Origin of the sequence: Gloeothece verrucosa PCC 7822 (genome assembly GCF_000147335.1) — a bacterium.
In the GTDB taxonomy this organism is placed as follows: Bacteria; Cyanobacteriota; Cyanobacteriia; order Cyanobacteriales; family Microcystaceae; genus Gloeothece; species Gloeothece verrucosa.
The window spans coordinates 5,428,312-5,446,054 of sequence record NC_014501.1 but is presented as its reverse complement, the minus strand read 5'-3'; the positions used below and the strand labels follow the sequence as shown (position 1 = coordinate 5,446,054).

At 41.8% G+C, this 17,743-nt stretch carries 15 protein-coding genes; 6 read left to right on the top strand and 9 right to left on the bottom strand.

The features are described from left to right. The first annotated feature begins 90 nt into the window (after positions 1-90). Positions 91-1,530 carry a folate/biopterin family MFS transporter gene (locus CYAN7822_RS24425; RefSeq protein ID WP_013324930.1) on the top strand — a complete coding sequence of 480 codons (1,440 nt, stop codon included), beginning with the start codon at positions 91-93 and terminating at the stop codon, positions 1,528-1,530. A gap of 48 nt (positions 1,531-1,578) precedes the next feature. Next, positions 1,579-3,054 carry a carotenoid oxygenase family protein gene (locus CYAN7822_RS24420; RefSeq protein WP_013324929.1) on the top strand — a complete coding sequence of 492 codons (1,476 nt, stop codon included), beginning with the start codon at positions 1,579-1,581 and terminating at the stop codon, positions 3,052-3,054. A 115-nt stretch (positions 3,055-3,169) separates the two neighbouring features. Here the strand turns inward: CYAN7822_RS24420 and csx2 are convergent, their stop codons facing one another. The 3 genes from csx2 to CYAN7822_RS24410 all read right to left on the bottom strand — a co-directional run bounded on the left by csx2 (position 3,170) and on the right by CYAN7822_RS24410 (position 5,003). Then, positions 3,170-4,411, bottom strand: coding sequence for a TIGR02221 family CRISPR-associated protein (gene csx2, locus CYAN7822_RS24415; RefSeq protein WP_013324928.1), 1,242 nt, complete (start codon positions 4,409-4,411; stop codon positions 3,170-3,172). After that, complete coding sequence (locus tag CYAN7822_RS37935; RefSeq protein WP_013324927.1) at positions 4,383-4,547, bottom strand: hypothetical protein; 165 nt, start codon at positions 4,545-4,547, stop codon at positions 4,383-4,385. The genes csx2 and CYAN7822_RS37935 overlap by 29 nt, the downstream gene beginning before the upstream one ends. A gap of 150 nt (positions 4,548-4,697) precedes the next feature. Continuing rightward, positions 4,698-5,003 carry a CRISPR-associated protein Csx3 gene (locus CYAN7822_RS24410; RefSeq protein ID WP_013324926.1) on the bottom strand — a complete coding sequence of 102 codons (306 nt, stop codon included), beginning with the start codon at positions 5,001-5,003 and terminating at the stop codon, positions 4,698-4,700. Between the two features lie 255 nt (positions 5,004-5,258). On the opposite strand from CYAN7822_RS24410, the gene CYAN7822_RS24405 reads away from it, so the two are divergent. Together CYAN7822_RS24405 and CYAN7822_RS24400 are read left to right on the top strand one after the other, a co-directional pair. Next, positions 5,259-5,600, top strand: coding sequence for a DUF4870 domain-containing protein (locus tag CYAN7822_RS24405; RefSeq protein WP_013324925.1), 342 nt, complete (start codon positions 5,259-5,261; stop codon positions 5,598-5,600). Between the two features lie 141 nt (positions 5,601-5,741). Further along, positions 5,742-6,356: a cupin domain-containing protein gene (locus CYAN7822_RS24400; RefSeq protein WP_049802632.1), complete on the top strand. Its 615-nt coding sequence runs from the start codon at positions 5,742-5,744 to the stop codon at positions 6,354-6,356. A 36-nt stretch (positions 6,357-6,392) separates the two neighbouring features. Here the strand turns inward: CYAN7822_RS24400 and CYAN7822_RS24395 are convergent, their stop codons facing one another. From CYAN7822_RS24395 to CYAN7822_RS24370, 6 genes are all read right to left on the bottom strand, one after another. Further along, positions 6,393-6,920, bottom strand: a complete 528-nt coding sequence (locus CYAN7822_RS24395; RefSeq protein ID WP_013324923.1) for a DinB family protein — start codon at positions 6,918-6,920, stop codon at positions 6,393-6,395. 23 nt (positions 6,921-6,943) lie between these two features. Continuing rightward, on the bottom strand, positions 6,944-7,663 hold the full coding sequence (locus CYAN7822_RS24390; protein WP_013324922.1) for an SMI1/KNR4 family protein: 720 nt from the start codon (positions 7,661-7,663) through the stop codon (positions 6,944-6,946). Positions 7,664-7,693: 30 nt separating this feature from the next. Further along, complete coding sequence (gene murD, locus CYAN7822_RS24385) at positions 7,694-9,049, bottom strand: UDP-N-acetylmuramoyl-L-alanine--D-glutamate ligase (protein ID WP_013324921.1); 1,356 nt, start codon at positions 9,047-9,049, stop codon at positions 7,694-7,696. A 78-nt stretch (positions 9,050-9,127) separates the two neighbouring features. Then, complete coding sequence (locus CYAN7822_RS24380; RefSeq protein WP_013324920.1) at positions 9,128-9,613, bottom strand: helix-turn-helix domain-containing protein; 486 nt, start codon at positions 9,611-9,613, stop codon at positions 9,128-9,130. Between the two features lie 252 nt (positions 9,614-9,865). Continuing rightward, positions 9,866-10,423: a hypothetical protein gene (locus tag CYAN7822_RS24375; RefSeq protein ID WP_013324919.1), complete on the bottom strand. Its 558-nt coding sequence runs from the start codon at positions 10,421-10,423 to the stop codon at positions 9,866-9,868. Positions 10,424-10,564: 141 nt separating this feature from the next. Continuing rightward, a complete protein-coding gene (locus CYAN7822_RS24370) occupies positions 10,565-12,130 on the bottom strand; it encodes a hypothetical protein (protein ID WP_013324918.1) in 1,566 nt (521 codons plus the stop codon). 466 nt (positions 12,131-12,596) lie between these two features. Between CYAN7822_RS24370 and psaA the strand changes: the two genes are divergently transcribed. Together psaA and psaB are read left to right on the top strand one after the other, a co-directional pair. Beyond that, positions 12,597-14,852: a photosystem I core protein PsaA gene (psaA, locus tag CYAN7822_RS24365; RefSeq protein WP_013324917.1), complete on the top strand. Its 2,256-nt coding sequence runs from the start codon at positions 12,597-12,599 to the stop codon at positions 14,850-14,852. A gap of 239 nt (positions 14,853-15,091) precedes the next feature. Further along, a complete protein-coding gene (gene psaB / locus CYAN7822_RS24360) occupies positions 15,092-17,320 on the top strand; it encodes a photosystem I core protein PsaB (RefSeq protein WP_013324916.1) in 2,229 nt (742 codons plus the stop codon). Positions 17,321-17,743 lie beyond the last annotated feature (423 nt).

Genomic DNA, 17,743 nt, shown 5'->3' with positions numbered 1-17,743 from the left:
GGGCTGTTTCATTTTTAGCTTTTTTCTGCTCTGACCAAAACCTTCAAGTTTCTCTATAGTATAAAAAGAAGTAAAATGTTATGAAACTTCATGCTGATATCCCCCTCTTTGAAACGAGCCTTTAAAGATTCATTACTATTCGGCAACGAACCAAGCCTTGAACTATTCGCCATTCTGAGCGTTTACTTTGTACAGGGAATTTTAGGTTTAGCCCGTTTAGCAGTTAGCTTCTTTGTCAAAGATGAGCTTGGCCTCAGTCCAGCCCAAATGGCGGCACTGCTCGGAGTTTCGGCGCTTCCCTGGGTAATCAAACCCGTGTTTGGGTTTCTCTCGGATGGTTTACCGATTTTAGGTTATCGTCGTCGTCCCTATCTGATTCTTTCAGGGATCTTAGGCACTTTATCTTGGCTGGCCTTAGCAACGGTGGTCCATACCACTTGGCAAACAGCCCTCGCTATCCTCATGGCCTCTCTGTCAGTAGCCATTAGCGATGTCATCGCTGACTCATTAGTGGTAGAACGTGCCAGAGAAGAATCTTTAGGTAAAGCTGGCTCATTACAATCTTTAATGTGGGCCGTCTCAGCGATGGGAGGACTCATTACCGCCTACTTTAGCGGCTGGTTACTCGAACACTTCAGTAACCGTGAAGTTTTTGCCATAACGGCTATTTTTCCTCTGCTGGTGACAGGAATGGCTTGGTTTATTTTAGAAGAAAAAGTTAACTCGAAATCTTCTCAAACACAAGACCAAAGCCTAACTTTAAAACAGCAGGTTCAACAATTGTGGGGCGCAGTAACTCAAAAAGTCATTTTGCTTCCCATCTTATTTATTTTTATTTGGCAATCAACTCCCAGTGCTGACTCAGCATTTTTCTTTTTTACCACTAATGAACTTGGTTTTGAACCAGAATTTTTAGGGCGAGTAAATCTGGTTACCAGTATTGCATCTTTGCTAGGAGTTTGGATTTATCAACGTTACCTAAAAACGGTTTCTTTTCGAGTCATTTTAGGTTGGAGTATTGTCATTTCAACGGTTTTGGGGATGACTAGCCTATTGCTCGTCACTCATGCCAACCGAGCGATAGGAATTGACGATCACTGGTTTAGTATTGGTGATAGTATTATTCTCTCAGTGATGGGAAAAATTGCTTTTATGCCCGTTTTAGTGCTTTGCGCCCGTCTTTGTCCAGCCGGTATCGAAGCGACGATGTTTGCCCTTTTAATGTCTATTTCCAATTTATCTGGGTTAGTGTCTAATGAATTAGGAGCCTTATTAACCCATTTATTCGGAGTAACAGAAACCAATTTTGACAAACTTTGGCTTTTAGTCCTCATTACCAATTTATCCACCCTTTTACCTCTTCCTCTAATTAACTGGTTGCCGGCAGAAGATCCCCAAGCACAAGCCCGACAACTTTATACTTTTGGTCCCGCAGAAGCTTTTGAACATCATGCTCCCGGTTCAACGGTGGAACAAAGCTATATTCCTGAACTTGTACCTGAATTTGCGGCAGAGGAAACCACACCCTAATTGTTAACAGTTAACAGTCATCAACTTTAATCATTCACCAGAGATAATATGTTAATCCGAGAAAAAACAACAGACAAGCCTTATAGTCAAGATGAATGGAAAAAAGGCTATGATTCCCAACCCAATGAATATGACTATTGGGTAGACAATATAGAAGGAGAAATCCCCTCCGAATTACAAGGGACTTTCTTTCGCAATGGTCCAGGTTTATTAGACATTAACGGTACACCCGTAAAACATCCTTTTGATGGCGACGGGATGGTGTGCGCGATTACCTTCAAAAATGGGCGAGTTCACTTTCGTAACCGTTTTGTGCAAACCGAAGGCTATGTCCAAGAAAAAAAAGCCGGCAAATTACTTTACCGAGGGGTTTTCGGCACAGAAAAACCCGGAGGATGGCTCAATAATATCTTTGATATAAACTTTAAAAAAATCGCTAATACTAATGTAATTTACTGGGGAGACAGACTATTGGCACTTTGGGAAGCCGCCGAACCCTACCGTCTTAATCCTCAGAACTTAGATACCCTAGGAATCGACGACCTTGATGGCATTTTAAAACCTCGGGAAGCTTTCGGGGCGCATCCTTGGGTCGATCCCAGTTGTCAATTAGATGGCGGTAAACCCTGTCTGGTTAACTTCTCTATTCAACCGGGTTTATCGAGTAAAATTACGCTGTTTGAAATCAGTTCTCAAGGTAAGTTACTGCGTCGTTATAGCCATATTACCCCTGGGTTTTGCTTTATTCACGATTTTGCCATTACTCCCAATTACTGCATTTTTTTGCAAAATCCTGTTAGTTTTAATCCTTTGCCATTTGTCTTTGGATTAAAGGGTGCAGGGGAATGTGTTCAGTTTAATGCTGATAAACCCACTCGCATTATTTTAATTCCTCGCACGCCCCCTCATAAAGCGGTGAAAGTGTTTGAAGTTTCTGCGGGTTTCGTGTTTCATCACATTAATGCTTTTGAAGTTGGGGATCAGGTTTATCTCGACTCGATTTGTTATCAGTCTCTACCTCAAGTTAAGCCGGATTTAAATTATAAAGAGGTGATCTTTGAAGATTTAGATCCCGGGCAATTGTGGCGCTTTAAGCTTAACTTAAAAGATAATACAGTCTCTCAGGAAATGTTCGAGAGTCAAGCTTGTGAATTTCCTACCATTCATCCGGATAAAGTGGGACGTTCTTACCGTTATTTGTTTATCGGTGCGGCTCATAATAGAACGGAAAATGGGCCTTTACAGGCACTTTTAAAACTGGATGTAAAGACCGGAGAACGTCAATTTTATTCATTTGCGCCTCATGGGTTTGCCGGAGAGCCGCTTTTTATTCCTAAACCCAATGCAACAGCAGAAGATGAGGGCTGGATACTAATGATGATTTATGATGGTAAACATCATCGTTCAGATGTAATAGTATTTGATGGGCAAAATATTAATGATGGTCCTGTAGCGCGAGTTCATCTAAAACATCATGTTCCCTACGGGTTGCATGGTTCATGGACTCCTGAGAGTTTTATTTAATTAGCTCTCTTTTTCAACCCCTCTGTTACCAGTAGATATTTGTAGGGTGGGTTAGCGGCAGCGTAACCCACCGAGATTTTAAGTTATGTATAAAAGTTGAGCTACAATTTTAGAGTTAATTCTCTTCATCAGTTAAATCCCAAGCTTTTGCGATCGCTTTAAGTTCTTCTATAATTTTTTGAGTTTCTTTAATAATCTCTGTTGCTTTTTTAGGATTTTTTCGAAATCCCGCGTGTAGAGCATCATTTCGTAAGTTAGCAAGTGTGTTCCAAAGTCTTCTTAACTGCGTTGTCTTTTTGTTTTCAAGCTTGTTAAATTCCTCTCGATAGCATGATTCTTTACCCTCTTTATTCTTGCCGCCGGTTAAAAGTCTGTCCATTTCTTCTCTATTTGGTTTATGGACTTGCGGATCTATTTTAAAGTGATAGCATAATAAAGAAGGCAACCATTCACGAGCGAGAGATAAAGCTTGTATGATTTGTTCTTTTTCTGCATACCATTCGATTATTTTTAGTTGTTTTAGCAAAGAGATTTTAGCATTATTGGTATTTTCGTAATCTTCAGGATTAGATAAACCAAAACTCCCATAATCTTTTTCCACACGCTCTATTAAAGTAGCAAAGGGAGGTACAGATTGAGAAATAATAGGTATTGCTTCTTTAATCCGCTCAGGCAATATAGCTGATTCCCGCAAGACATCCATAGGTCGTAGTAAATGCAAACCTTGAGCTATTCCTTTAATACTTTCTGCTAAGTTTTCTGTTTCAGGGTTGCTACTGTGTAATAAATTTGCTAATGTTTCTGCATTGCCTGTTTTTAAAAATTGGTCTGTTGCTGTTGTCCATTCTAATAAACTAACAATGGGTAATAAATCAAAAGTAGGGGTTTCATCAGTTTCCGGATTTCTCGCCTCAAATGCACCATATAATAATCCCTTAATTTTGACTTGGCGAACTACTCGTATATAGCTAACAGCAATTAAAGCTACTATAGGTACAGAACGAAAACTATGAGTAATATCAAAAATAACTTCATCTCCATCTTCTAAACATTCAGTAACTTTTTGAAAGATAAACCATATATCTTCAGGACGGTTTTGTTCAGGAATATTAGAGATCGGTTGCAGTTCTACTTTACCTTGTAATCTTTTTTGTAAAGCATTCCAGTTTGATTCGCTTGCTCCCTTCGGTATAGCTGTTTCTACTGTATTAGTTAACAAAACATAGAGACTTTTAGGCTGATAAAATTTAACTAACGCTTCTTGAAAAAAAGGTGTTTTCCATTGAGCATTACCTAATGGGCTAATATAGGTAGTTTCTTTGTAAGTGTTAAAGCCGAGAAAAGATATAATTTTCATAATCATTACCAGAAAATATAAAACTAATAATTAACAACAAACTAATTACTGATTGTCTTAACTCAGCTTCTTCTTGGTTAGCACCCGCTAAAAATAAGGGTGTAACCGTCTCCAAATCAAAAGTAATTGACGGCATGATTTAATTTTTTGAGTTAATGAGCAATATGAAGGGCAGGGCACATACTTAACTAGCATTCCCAATTTTCCCTCAAAAATTAACACTCCTCTTCAAATTTTCCTGATACATCCTCACCAATAACTGTGCTTACCGTTGCAGCATTGGAACTCAATTAATTAAATCTCCTAACTGATAATTTGGATCATGGGTAATGCAGACAACATATTTACCCAATTTTGGGTCATATACTGCGATCGCACCATACAAATGTGCTACCTTATGGGTAATCACACAAGCCACCGGTAAAGAAGCAGGACCATTAATTTTTAGAATCTTCCCGCCTTTAAGTTCCCCTTGCTGGATCATCTCCTGTAAACGCTTGGCGGCATCTTGAACTATTTGATCATTCTGCGCTGGAGTGCCAAAGCCTATTTTTAAAACATCACCCTCTAGTTCTATGTGGTAAGTGGTCATATCCGTGATCAGTCGTTTTCTTTATCATAAAGAACTCTGGAAACCCTCTTTTCCAACTCCTGTTTTCTTTAATTATGTCTAACTTAGTTTTTGATGAACCCCCTTATCCCCAACTTTTACCAACGTTAGTCCAAACCGATTCAGTTATCCTATTTATGTTTCTCGTCCACAATTTTAATTATATTTTTTTTAGGTAGATTAGATATTGATTGTGATAAAATAGAAATAAATATTTTTTTATTACAAGAAACCTTAATGATCAGTCAAGACCCAACAAAACGAAAACTTTTATCAGCCGTCAGTCACGGTTCTATATTTTTTAGTGCAACTTTATTAGCTGTGGGGATTCCTATTGCTATTTTGTTAGTATCAGATGACCCAATTGTCAAAGAAAATGCTAAGGAAGCTCTGAATTTTCATTTAAATATTTGGCTGTATGGTATTATTTTTGCCATTTTAATTATTGTTTTAATTGGCTATGTACTCTTGGGGATTTTAGGATTAGTGAGTTTAATTATGCCTATTATTGCTATTCTTCAAATTCTTGGAGATGCCAATAAAGTATACCGCTATCCCTTTATTTTCCGAGTATTGTAAAACACGGTTGTGGGGAGAAGTTAAGCCGCCTCAATTATACTCTACTCAAAAAATATAAAAAAGATGAGATTTAATTAAGCCGCTTTCAATTCTAAGTGATAATTATCTTATCTGGGTTTTGAGTGGAGTCAATAAAGATTAATGAGCAAATTTTCTCTATGGATCAGGGCACTAATATTGACCACAGTAGTCTTTTTTGCCCTGTATTTGGTTAATCCTTCCGTCAAGGCTAATACTATTCCGATTCTCAATATTGCCTCTGATCCCGCCCTTAACTTGAAAAGTGATTCTACCATTAAAAAATTTTCTGATACTGAAGGGCCCGCAGTTTGGGCCATGGGAGTTTTAGTCACCTTAAAACTACAGGGAAAAGATTCTGGAGGCGCTTATTCTATTTTTGAAGATTTTATCCCTCCCGGAGTTGGCACACCGCTTCATATTCACACCCGTGAAGAAGAGTTTTGGTATGTGCTTGAAGGCCAATTAACTTGGAACGTCGGCGATAAACTTTTTCAAGCGACTCAAGGAGATTTTATCAATACACCTCGGGGTGTTCCCCATCGCTTTCAAAATAGCGGTAATAAACCGGCTCGAATGCTTTTAGGTTATTCCCCTGCTGGTTTTGAACAATGGTTTTTAGATGTGGGTAAACCAGTTAGTGATCGTAAAGCACAACCCCCCAAAATTACTCCTCAAGACATTGAAAAAGCTGTAGCGGCGGCTAAAGAATATGGAGTCAATTTTGTTAAACAATAATTTCTTTTAGGTCTGTGTAAGGAACTGAGAAAAAGCTTAAAGGATTATCCCATGATTTTGGGAAAATTTATCTAACTCAGGCATCCAAGGGAGGTCCGTCACCCCATAATCATAGCCTAACTGATTTAAAAGCGTGGTTAGTTGTCCTCGGTGATGGGTTTGATGATTAAATAAATGTACTACTAGCATCCAAGCGGGCAAAGTTTGGCTTTTTTGATAGGCGTTACTGTAGTATTCAAAAGGCGCGGCTAACCATTCTAGGGATAATTGTTTTGTCCATTCAATAATCTGTTGATCAGTTTTCTCTCTTTCTTGTCTTAATTGTTCAAACTCAGGATAGAGCAATTCTTTTATATTTCCTGAAAAAGATTGATTTAGAAAACGACTGATCCAGACTCTATCTCCATACAATAAATGATCGAGAGTCCCCTGAATTGATTTAAAAAATGCCCCTCTATCTTTTTTCCTTTCTTCATCGGGAATGGTCGCACAAAGCTCATATAATCTCTGATTCATCCATTGATTATACTGTGCCATCATTTGATAATAATTTTTCTCAAGCATTGGCAATCCCTATTAATATTAATTCAACTTCTCAAACTGCTATCTAACCAATGATTATACCAGTCAAGAAAAAAGAGCGGCTCTGCTATTTCTTGTTGCTCTTCCTGGTCATCAATATCTTGGTCCTCACCATGAAAAAATCCACAAGCGATTAAATCACAGGGATAAATACCCCCATCATTAACCCGGTCATCAATCCAAATAGTTCCTCGATAATCTCCTGTAATCACTAAATGGGCATTAATCCCACAACCATAGTCAGCAATAGCTAGGGTTCCCGCCATCAGTTTTTGACTTAAATATTGCCAATCTTCTTGGTTATTTCCTGTATTTTTTATCTGACTTTCCCAGTCTTGAGAGGTTTGATAGAGCGGCAAACATTGAGGAGAAAAAGCTTGACTAAAATAATTATATTTCTCAGCTAACTTTTCAGGAAGCATCCCACTTTCATATTGTTTCTCTAAAATCAATGTTTGTTCATCAAGTAAGTCTTCGGTTTTTAGCTGAAATAGTCCGTAACCCGGACCAGCCCCCCCATTACCCACTTCTAATAAAAAGTGACGATAATCTTCAGGAAAAGTCATCTGATATTGCTGTTCAAAATTACGGAGACTAGAGGGGGATAAACAGGGATACAGTTGATATTGATGAATCTCTGAGCCATGAATGTTTAGACTTTTGTCAAACTCAGCAAGTCGAGTTAATTTATCTTTGATTTCATCAAGACGAAAGTTATTAGTCATTGCTGATGATTTTGTTGAGGTTTGACTTTTTTAAAGCTGCAAACATAACTCCCGAAAATGATCGCCTCGATGTTCAAAACTTTGATACTGATCGAAACTAGCACAAGCGGGAGATAATAACACCACTCGAGCGGCTTTATCTGCTGCTAAATCGGCTCCCCGTTGGACGGCCTTATCCATAGTTTCTACAATTTCATAACTATCATAGCCAGAATCGTGCAAACGTTGAGCAAAAGTAGAAGCGGCTTCTCCAATTAATAAGACGGCTGCGGCTTTAGCTTTAATGAGCTTAATCCACTCTGTATCATCGCCTTTTTTGGCTTGTCCACCAGCGATTAAAATAGCGGGGGTTTCCACAGAAGATAATCCCACCACAGCAGCATCATAATTAGTGGCTTTACTATCATTAATATAGGCTACGCCGGCTCGAGTCCGGATCAGTTCTAAGCGATGAGGAACGCCTGAAAAAGTGGCCATAGTTTCGGTGATCGCTTGTTTATCCACTCCAGCTAACCGAGCCGCCGCTACCGCCATCAATAAGTTTTGTTGATTATGTTCTCCGACCATTTTAAAAAGATTAATTGGCGCAATTAATTCTCCAAAAGCCACCACCCAATTATCCTGAAGATAAACGCCTTTGCTCGGATCACACAGTAAAGCTTCTTTTCCTTTTACAGTTGTCCAATAAGCGTCTTGCCACTGAGTTAGGCCCATATTATGTAAATAGGGATCATCTCCGTTGAAGATTTGACGACGGCAGCGATGGAGTAAAGCCGCTTTGATATTGTAATAATTGGAAAGGGTTTTGTGCCGCTCGAGATGATCGGGGGTAAAAGTTGTCCAAATGCCAATTTTGGGAGATAAGTCCAGAGAAGATTCTATTTGATAGCTACTAATTTCAGCAATAATCCAATCGTAGGGTTTTTGATCTTGTTTTAAGACTAACTCACAGGCGGCATAACCGATATTGCCACAAGCGGGGGCGTGGAATCCTGCGGCTTGAAAAATAGCCGTTACCAGTGCGGTTGTAGTGGTTTTCCCATTAGTTCCTGTGACTCCTACCCACTGAGAAGGTTTTAGAGAACGCCAGGCGAGTTCTAGTTCTCCAATGGTATCAATTCCTTTTTCTCGGGCTTCTACTAATACAGGAAGGTCCCAAGGCACTCCTGGACTCACTACGATCAGATTTGGTAACTCATTAGGGTCTAGAGTTAGCGAGTCTCCCAATTTAACCGTAATACCTTCTTGTTGTAGTTGTTGTTGAATTTGTTGCAAACTGAGAGAGCAGGAGCGATCACTTAAGATAACCTCCCAATTTTTTTGCTTTAATACTCTTGCAGCCGCAATTCCTGATCTTCCGAGTCCAATAATGTTGGCTTTGGGCATAGATTCCGCAATACCAGTCCCTAGTCAAAGTATTCTTTATCCTACCGTGCAACTGGACTAATTAGATCCTTGAAAAACTTACCACTTTCGCACTCCAATCTGTTTAAGGAGTCTGTTAATATGACGATCACTAATTTCAATGCCTAATTCTTTGGCTAAATGATGACTTAACCATTTAGCTGTCCAACGGCTAAAGGCATATCCACAGGCTTTAGGACTTTGGGTCACTAATTCTTTTAACCGCTCTAGATATTGGTCATTGATGGCTTTAGGACGACCGATGGGTTGCTCTTGCCAGTGCTGTGCTTGGCCTGTGCGAGCCATTAACATCCAGTGTCTTGCGGTGCCATGACAACAGCCCAGCATTTGACAAATTTCGGTTTGGCTTTTTCCTTCATCGGCTAACAGCATGATTTGTAGGCGCTGGCGGTATCGTTCGGCTAAATTGGGATTTTGCAGACTTTTGAGGAGCAATTTCTTCTGAAAGGCTGTGAGATATCTGCCGCTATGGGAAGACTCATTGTCCTTAATTTCTTCTATAGATGTTAGCGTTACTGTATTCATGGCTACATTTTGCTCGCATTTGACAAATGGGAGGTTGATCAGTTACCTAACATCTCCAACGCCAATCCTGATCAATTCGGATATTATTACAATAACTTTAAATTTCTTGACATTTTTCTCAACATTACTTTTAACACCAAAAAAAATGACCCTGATCTACTTAAAAAGTAGCAGGATCGGTGCAGGTATGAATTTTAACTAAGACTATTAGCAGATTAAGCTAAAACAAATTGATCCTAGTTGGCTCGTACCTTACCACATTCCTCTAACTGGTTCGGGTGCAGGAGCGGGTTCAATCACTACTGATCTTTGTTCTAAAGGAGGAAGTCCAAAAGGTTTGGGGTCCCAATTAAATGCAGAACGTTGAACTTCTGGAACTTCACGAAGTTGTAAGCGGGAAACCCAATAAGGATGATAGCGCTGAACAACTTGCCAGCGACCATCTTCGTAAACGACACCAACGTCATCTCCAGGTGCTGGATAGCCGACGACATTAGCCTCTGAGCTACTAGCACCAATTACCCGTCTGGCTACGGTACCAGTAGCTGAAATATTGATGACTTTAACTTCGCGATCACCGACTGCCACAGGTTGAGGAAATTCAATATATAAAACATTACCCGAAATGCCTCTGACTCGGCCTACATGATATCTATCAGGATTTAACTGGCTTTCTTTGGCATATACCTCATGGCCTCTCAATTGGCTGATTAATACAGGGGCGGATTCAGCTTTAGCGGGAGTAGGACAAAAAGCTGCTAAAGAAAGTAAGGCAATGATACCTGTTAATGTGCGAGAAGTGTTAGTCACGATAACCTCACTGAAAAATCTTAAATGTTGTTTCCAAACTGAAGGAGTTTCTTGGGACTTACCTAAAACGTTACTTAACTTTTTTGGGTAACTCTTGAAAATTTAAGATTTTATTAATAATGCTTCAACAGATAGACAGATTTAATCCCGTTTAAAACGACTCAAGATCTTGTCTAACCATTGGTCTTTAATCGATGGCTTAGAGGAAGTCGTTTTTTCAGTAGAGGAATGGTCAGAGATTACGGTTTTTGATTCGTCCTCTCTGGTTTCTGTAAGGGTTTCGAAGCTTCGTTCGCTTTCAACAGGTGCAGGAACTGTGGATGTTTTGTCTTCTGGCGTAGGTATTATTTCTTCAAATTCAGAGGGGTTTACTTGAGGAGTTTTTTCCTCAGTAATAGCTGATTGTTCTTGTGAAGAAGAAACCTCTTGTGGAGATTCTTGTACAGAAAAATTTTCTTGAGAAGTGGGTGCTTCTTCGTTTAAAGAAGACTTGGCTGGCGGCTGTTTTGTCTCAGTTACATCAGGTACAGTTGCAGGGGTTTCAGGAGTAGGAGAGATGACTTCGGGCAAGATTTGTTCTTGAGAATCAGCCGGAATTGCCGGTAAGGTTTCTGGTTCTTCAGTAGGAATTTCTTCTCCTGATGTAGAAGGTAAACTCGGTAAAGTTTTTTCTTCTTCAAGAGAAGTATTTTGGGGTAAGGTTTCTTTTTCTTCAGTGGGAATTTCTGGTGGCGCTTCTAATGGATTTGGCTCGGGAGTAAGAACCGGCATGGGAAGCGGCTGAACTTTTGCCGTTGGATCTATTATCCCTCTGGCTTGTTCAAGAGATAGTTCACCTCGAACTAATTTTGATAAAGAATCTTGTCCGTTTGCGCTGTAGGAAATTAATCGTACTGTGTTGTTATATACATTACTAATTGCCTTACCTTGTTCATCGAGAAATTCTAATTGAATCCAATTAGAACCTTCTTTAAATCCTTTGAGATAAACTGGTTGCCAATTATCCAGCAGAAAACTTTCACCATTAATCGTCACACGAATCCGCCAATCAGCAATCTCATCTTCAGGATTTTCTTGCGCTATTAAGTGTAAGGGAGCATTGGTTAGATAAAAATCTAACAGAATGGGTTCTGCTCCATAATTCCCATTAGGACTACTGTAGGTCAATAAGGCAAGATTAGAGTCAGGATGATTGTCATCGGTTTTGGTAAAAATGTGAAAGGTGGTTTGAGCGTAAGCCCCTTCATTTTTAAAACTTTCATGCCAAGGTCGAGAAGCAAAAACTCTTAAGGTATGGGTTCCTGGGGCTAAATTTTCTAAAACAATCGGGTTTTCAAGGTCATAAATGGCTTGATAGGGTTCGTTATCCAAAATTAGTTCTAGATAAGGCCCCATTTCTAAGTCAGCATCTTTAAAAATCGGTAAGTCTTGGACTTGTAATTGTACTTTTACTGTGGTACTATCCAAAACCTGCTCAGACTTGGGGCTGATAATAGACACTTGAGGCTGGTATTGCTGTAGTGCTGATTCTAATTGTTGAATTAGGTACGGGGGACTGACTTCACTGAGTTTCCCTTTTCCTGTGGTGAAAGATTCTGTGACTTGTTCGACGCTCGATAGATCAGGCGGTGTCAGGCGCTCACTACAGCCTGTTACGCTCCAACTAAAGGCTAACAATATTATTAAATATAACCAAATTCTTTTCATTGAGATTAGTCTATTGTATAAACCCAACACGCTATCCCCTCCAGTATTTTCTTGCCGAGTATTAATTTTACTCAATCATCTGGAGATTTTTTTCAATATGCTCTATTGAAAATTTTCTGGATAGTCCATAGCATAATTTGTCATCTTGCTGTTGAATATGAAGCAAGTATTTCATTATGTTAAGAAACGTAGGTTTTGCTTGACTTTTGAGTCAAGAGTCTATGCTTACAAGCCAAGTGAGAGACTGGATTGGGAGAAATTTTAATTATTGTTAAGTAGTCCCTACATAAAACCGGACTACCCCTTATCATCAACTATTGATGCTTTTGCCTATAATCTAACTAAGACAGGCAAATCAAGCTACATTAAAAAAAAAGCAACGTCCTTGACAGTGCTTTTAATGTGTAACAAAATCAACCTCAAATAGTAAAAACCTTAAGTTCATTGTCGAGAGAGGAGAATCCTCATGACAATCAGTCCTCCAGAGAGAGAGGGGAAAGTCAAGGTAACGGTGGATAACGATCCCGTACCTACCTCATTTGAGAAGTGGGGACAACCCGGACACTTTGACCGTACCCTGGCTCGTGGGCCCAAAACCACCACTTGGATTTGGAACCTACACGCCAATGCACACGATTTCGATACCCAAACCAGCGATCTAGAAGATATTTCTCGTAAAATCTTCAGCGCTCATTTTGGTCACTTAGCAGTGGTATTCGTTTGGCTCAGTGGAATGTACTTCCATGGGGCACGTTTTTCTAACTATGAAGCCTGGTTGACCGATCCAACCCACATTAAGCCCAGCGCTCAAGTGGTATGGCCAATCGTCGGTCAAGGAATTTTAAATGCTGATGTCGGTGGAGGTTTCCACGGAATTCAGATTACTTCTGGATTCTTCTATCTCTGGCGAGCTTCTGGGTTCACCAATAGCTATCAGCTATACTGTACCGCCATCGGCGGATTAGTTATGGCTGCCCTGATGCTATTTGCTGGCTGGTTCCACTACCACAAGAGAGCGCCTAAACTGGAGTGGTTCCAAAATGTGGAATCCATGATGAACCATCACCTGGCTGGCTTGTTAGGTTTGGGTTCCCTGTCTTGGGCGGGTCATCAGATCCACGTTTCTCTGCCCATTAACAAGCTTTTGGATGCCGGAGTCGCCCCAGCAGATATTCCTTTACCGCATGAGTTCATCCTCGACCCAAGCAAAATGGCGGAATTATATCCGAGTTTTGCTCAAGGGATTCTGCCCTTCTTTACCTTGAACTGGGGAGTCTATTCTGACTTCTTGACCTTTAAGGGAGGATTGAACCCCGTCACAGGTGGATTGTGGTTGTCGGATTCGGCTCACCACCACGTAGCGATTGCCGTCCTGTTCATTATTGCTGGTCATATGTACCGCACGAACTGGGGCATCGGGCACAGCATGAAGGAAATCCTAGAGGCACACAAAGGCCCCTTTACTGGGGAAGGCCACAAGGGTCTTTATGAAATCCTGACCACCTCTTGGCACGCTCAATTAGCGATTAACCTAGCTCTACTAGGCTCGCTGACAATCATCGTGGCGCATCATATGTACGCCATGCCCCCCTATCCTTACCAAGCCATCGACTACGCGACCCAGTTATCCCTATTCACTCACCATACATGGATAGGCGGGTTCCTAATCGTCGGGGCCGGGGCACACGGCGCGATCTTTATGGTGCGGGATTACAAACCTTCCCAAAATGTTGACAACTTACTCGACCGAGTAATTCGTCACCGGGATGCAATTATTTCCCACCTAAACTGGGTCTGTATTTTCCTAGGCTTCCACAGCTTCGGTCTATACGTCCACAATGACACCATGCGGGCTTTAGGTCGTCCTCAGGATATGTTCTCTGATACGGCGATCCAATTACAGCCAGTTTTTGCTCAATGGGTACAACATATCCATAGCGTCGCTCCAGGAGCAACAGCACCTCATGCTCTGGCACCCGCAAGTTATGCTTTTGGCGGTAGCACAGTAGCCGTAGCCGGAAAAGTAGCGATGATGCCCATTGCCCTAGGAACAGCAGATTTCTTAGTGCATCACATCCACGCCTTCACGATTCACGTAACTGTGTTGATTCTGCTTAAAGGCGTACTCTATGCTCGTAGCTCTCGCCTCATTCCCGATAAAGGCGAACTCGGCTTCCGCTTCCCTTGCGACGGTCCAGGTCGCGGCGGCACTTGCCAAGTATCAGGCTGGGATCATGTGTTCCTCGGTCTGTTCTGGATGTACAACTCCATTTCAGTCGTAATTTTCCACTTCAGTTGGAAGATGCAATCTGATGTTTGGGGATCAGTCCTGCCAGATGGCACAGTCTCTCATATTACCGGTGGAAACTTTGCCCAAAGCTCTATTACGATTAATGGATGGCTTCGGGACTTCCTCTGGGCCCAAGCAGCGAACGTAATCAACTCCTATGGTTCGGCTCTGTCAGCCTATGGGATTATGTTCTTAGCTGGTCACTTTGTCTTTGCTTTTAGCTTGATGTTCCTCTTCAGTGGTCGCGGCTACTGGCAAGAACTCATTGAGTCCATCGTTTGGGCACACAATAAACTGAGAGTAGCTCCCTCGATTCAGCCTCGCGCTCTGAGTATCATTCAGGGTCGTGCTGTTGGGGTAACTCACTATCTGTTAGGAGGAATTGTTACTACTTGGGCATTCTTCCTAGCCAGAACCCTATCAATTCAATAAATTCCCCTGCCAATCCTAGGGGAGAGGTGAATCAATTTTTCCTCAAGGATTGGCAGCTTACTCGCCTCTACCCATTTCCGAAAAGGCAGTAAAATCAATCTATAAAAGAGCGGCTTTGATACCGTACTTTGACGTCAAACCTTCTGAAGCTCAAAGTGACAGAAGGCGAGGCAAAAAGAAAATGAGTAGCAATTGTGCATCAGCCTCATTTTTAAGAGAGGAGAATTTCCTAAACAGCTATGGCAACTAAATTTCCCAAATTTAGCCAGGATTTAGCGCAAGACCCGACAACACGTCGGCTCTGGTATGGGATAGCTACAGCCCACGACTTTGAAAGTCATGATGGAATGACAGAAGAAAATCTCTATCAAAAGATTTTCGCCTCCCATTTCGGTCACATCGCCATCATCTTTCTGTGGACATCCGGCACCATATTCCACGTAGCCTGGCAAGGTAACTTCGAGCAGTGGATTAAAGACCCCGTAAATATCCGTCCCATCGCCCACGCAATTTGGGACCCCCAATTCGGACAACCGGCAGTAGATGCCTTTACCCAAGCGGGAGCATCCTATCCAGTAGATATCTCCTACAGTGGGGTGTATCACTGGTTCTACACCATCGGGATGAGAACTAATGGAGACCTCTACACAGGCTCAATATTCTTATTGATTCTGGCCTCTCTGTTCTTATTCGCCGGCTGGCTACACTTACAACCCAAATTCCGCCCCAGTCTAGCTTGGTTCAAAAATGCTGAATCCCGCATGAACCACCACCTAGCCGGGTTATTTGGGGTAAGCTCCTTAGCCTGGACAGGTCACCTAGTACACGTGGCTATTCCTGAATCTCGGGGTCAGCACGTCGGTTGGGATAACTTCTTGTCTGTACGGCCTCATCCAGAAGGTTTGTTGCCCTTCTTCACGGGAAATTGGGGAGTATATGCCCAAAACCCAGACACAGCAAATCATGTGTTTGGAACCTCAACCGGAGCCGGAACAGCAATCTTAACCTTCTTAGGTGGGTTCCATCCTCAGACAGAATCCCTGTGGTTGACCGATATGGCTCATCACCATTTGGCGATTGCGGTGATCTTCATTATCGCTGGGCATATGTACCGCACCAACTGGGGTATTGGACACAGCATGAAGGAAATCCTCAATGCTCACAATCCTCCAGCCGGAACACCTTTTGGTGGACTGCTCGGTGATGGTCACAAAGGAATCTACGACACCTACAACAACTCGCTGCACTTCCAACTCGGATGGCACCTAGCTTGTTTAGGCGTTGTGACCTCTCTGGTGGCGCAACATATGTACTCGATGCCGCCTTATGCATTCCTAGCTAAGGATTACACCACTCAAGCCGCCCTGTACACTCACCACCAGTACATCGCCGGATTCTTGATGGTGGGCGCATTTGCTCACGGCGCGATTTTCTGGGTCAGAGATTACGACCCTGAAGCTAACAAGAATAATGTGTTAGCCCGGGTACTTGATCACAAAGAAGCGATCATCTCTCACTTAAGCTGGGTATCGTTATTCCTCGGTTTCCACACCTTGGGACTCTATGTTCACAATGATGTGGTAGTAGCCTTTGGAACTCCAGAAAAACAAATCCTCATTGAGCCAGTATTTGCTCAGTGGATTCAAGCGGCTCATGGAAAAGCTCTCTATGGCTTTGATGTGTTGCTGTCTAATCCTGATAGTGTTGCCTACACGGCCTATCCTAACTACGGTAACGTTTGGTTACCCGGTTGGTTAGAAGCCATCAACAACAGCACTAACTCTCTGTTTTTAACCATTGGACCGGGTGACTTCCTGGTGCACCATGCGATCGCTCTAGGACTTCACACCACTACCTTAATTCTGGTCAAAGGGGCTTTAGACGCTCGCGGTTCCAAGCTGATGCCCGACAAGAAAGACTTCGGTTATGCCTTCCCTTGTGATGGTCCAGGCCGTGGCGGCACTTGCGACATTTCGGCTTGGGATTCGTTCTACTTAGCTATGTTCTGGATGCTCAATACCCTAGGCTGGTTGACTTTCTACTGGCACTGGAAGCATTTAGGCATCTGGAGTGGTAACGTGGCTCAGTTCAACGAAAACTCCACCTATTTAATGGGTTGGTTCAGAGACTACCTCTGGGCGAACTCGGCTCAATTAATCAACGGTTACAACCCCTACGGCGTGAATAACCTCTCGGTTTGGGCTTGGATGTTCCTGTTTGGACACCTCGTCTGGGCAACCGGTTTCATGTTCCTGATTTCTTGGCGGGGATACTGGCAAGAATTAATTGAAACTCTGGTGTGGGCGCACGAACGCACACCGTTAGCTAACTTGGTACGTTGGAAAGACAAGCCAGTAGCCTTATCCATTGTTCAAGGTCGTTTGGTAGGTTTAGCTCACTTCACTGTGGGTTATATCCTCACTTACGCCGCCTTCCTAATTGCTTCTACTGCTAGTAAGTTCAGTTAATGAATTTCTAGTAGTTAGGTAATTAAAATCCCCTGCCCTCGGGTGGGGGATTTAGCTTTTTGTTATGTTACTGTAAATTCTTTTTCCATTTAGCTAAATATAAAATATATTTGACATTTAGGATAATACAGGCGGAGTCAGGTAAAGATTAATGAAGTTTAGATAAAAGCTTGGGAAACTTTGAGTCTGCCTTATGGCGGGCTTAATGGCCTCAAAACCCAATAATCACCTAAGCTAACCTTGCCATTTCCAAGGTAAAAATTGTTAAACTCTTTGAGAAGGATTACTTATCTTACTCCCCTCTCTCAAATCTTCAGAAGGCAGTAAGATAAATCTATAAAAAGAGCGGCTTTAATTCCGTCTTTCAAGCTCAATCTTTTGTAACACAACTTACAGAAGGCAAGGCAAATAAAAAATGAGCAG

What these genes read in the sequence shown, in the direction of transcription:
- CYAN7822_RS24390 (WP_013324922.1), bottom strand. Translation starts at nt 7,663, where the DNA reads ATGACTAATAACTTTCGTCTTGATGAAATCAAAGATAAATTAACTCGA.
- CYAN7822_RS24395 (WP_013324923.1), bottom strand. Translation starts at nt 6,920, where the DNA reads ATGCTTGAGAAAAATTATTATCAAATGATGGCACAGTATAATCAATGG.
- CYAN7822_RS24370 (WP_013324918.1), bottom strand. Translation starts at nt 12,130, where the DNA reads ATGAAAAGAATTTGGTTATATTTAATAATATTGTTAGCCTTTAGTTGG.
- CYAN7822_RS24380 (WP_013324920.1), bottom strand. Translation starts at nt 9,613, where the DNA reads ATGAATACAGTAACGCTAACATCTATAGAAGAAATTAAGGACAATGAG.
- csx2 (WP_013324928.1), bottom strand. Translation starts at nt 4,411, where the DNA reads ATGAAAATTATATCTTTTCTCGGCTTTAACACTTACAAAGAAACTACC.
- CYAN7822_RS24425 (WP_013324930.1), top strand. Translation starts at nt 91, where the DNA reads ATGCTGATATCCCCCTCTTTGAAACGAGCCTTTAAAGATTCATTACTA.
- CYAN7822_RS24400 (WP_049802632.1), top strand. Translation starts at nt 5,742, where the DNA reads ATGAGCAAATTTTCTCTATGGATCAGGGCACTAATATTGACCACAGTA.
- psaB (WP_013324916.1), top strand. Translation starts at nt 15,092, where the DNA reads ATGGCAACTAAATTTCCCAAATTTAGCCAGGATTTAGCGCAAGACCCG.
- psaA (WP_013324917.1), top strand. Translation starts at nt 12,597, where the DNA reads ATGACAATCAGTCCTCCAGAGAGAGAGGGGAAAGTCAAGGTAACGGTG.
- CYAN7822_RS24405 (WP_013324925.1), top strand. Translation starts at nt 5,259, where the DNA reads ATGATCAGTCAAGACCCAACAAAACGAAAACTTTTATCAGCCGTCAGT.
- CYAN7822_RS37935 (WP_013324927.1), bottom strand. Translation starts at nt 4,547, where the DNA reads ATGCCGTCAATTACTTTTGATTTGGAGACGGTTACACCCTTATTTTTA.
- CYAN7822_RS24410 (WP_013324926.1), bottom strand. Translation starts at nt 5,003, where the DNA reads ATGACCACTTACCACATAGAACTAGAGGGTGATGTTTTAAAAATAGGC.
- murD (WP_013324921.1), bottom strand. Translation starts at nt 9,049, where the DNA reads ATGCCCAAAGCCAACATTATTGGACTCGGAAGATCAGGAATTGCGGCT.
- CYAN7822_RS24420 (WP_013324929.1), top strand. Translation starts at nt 1,579, where the DNA reads ATGTTAATCCGAGAAAAAACAACAGACAAGCCTTATAGTCAAGATGAA.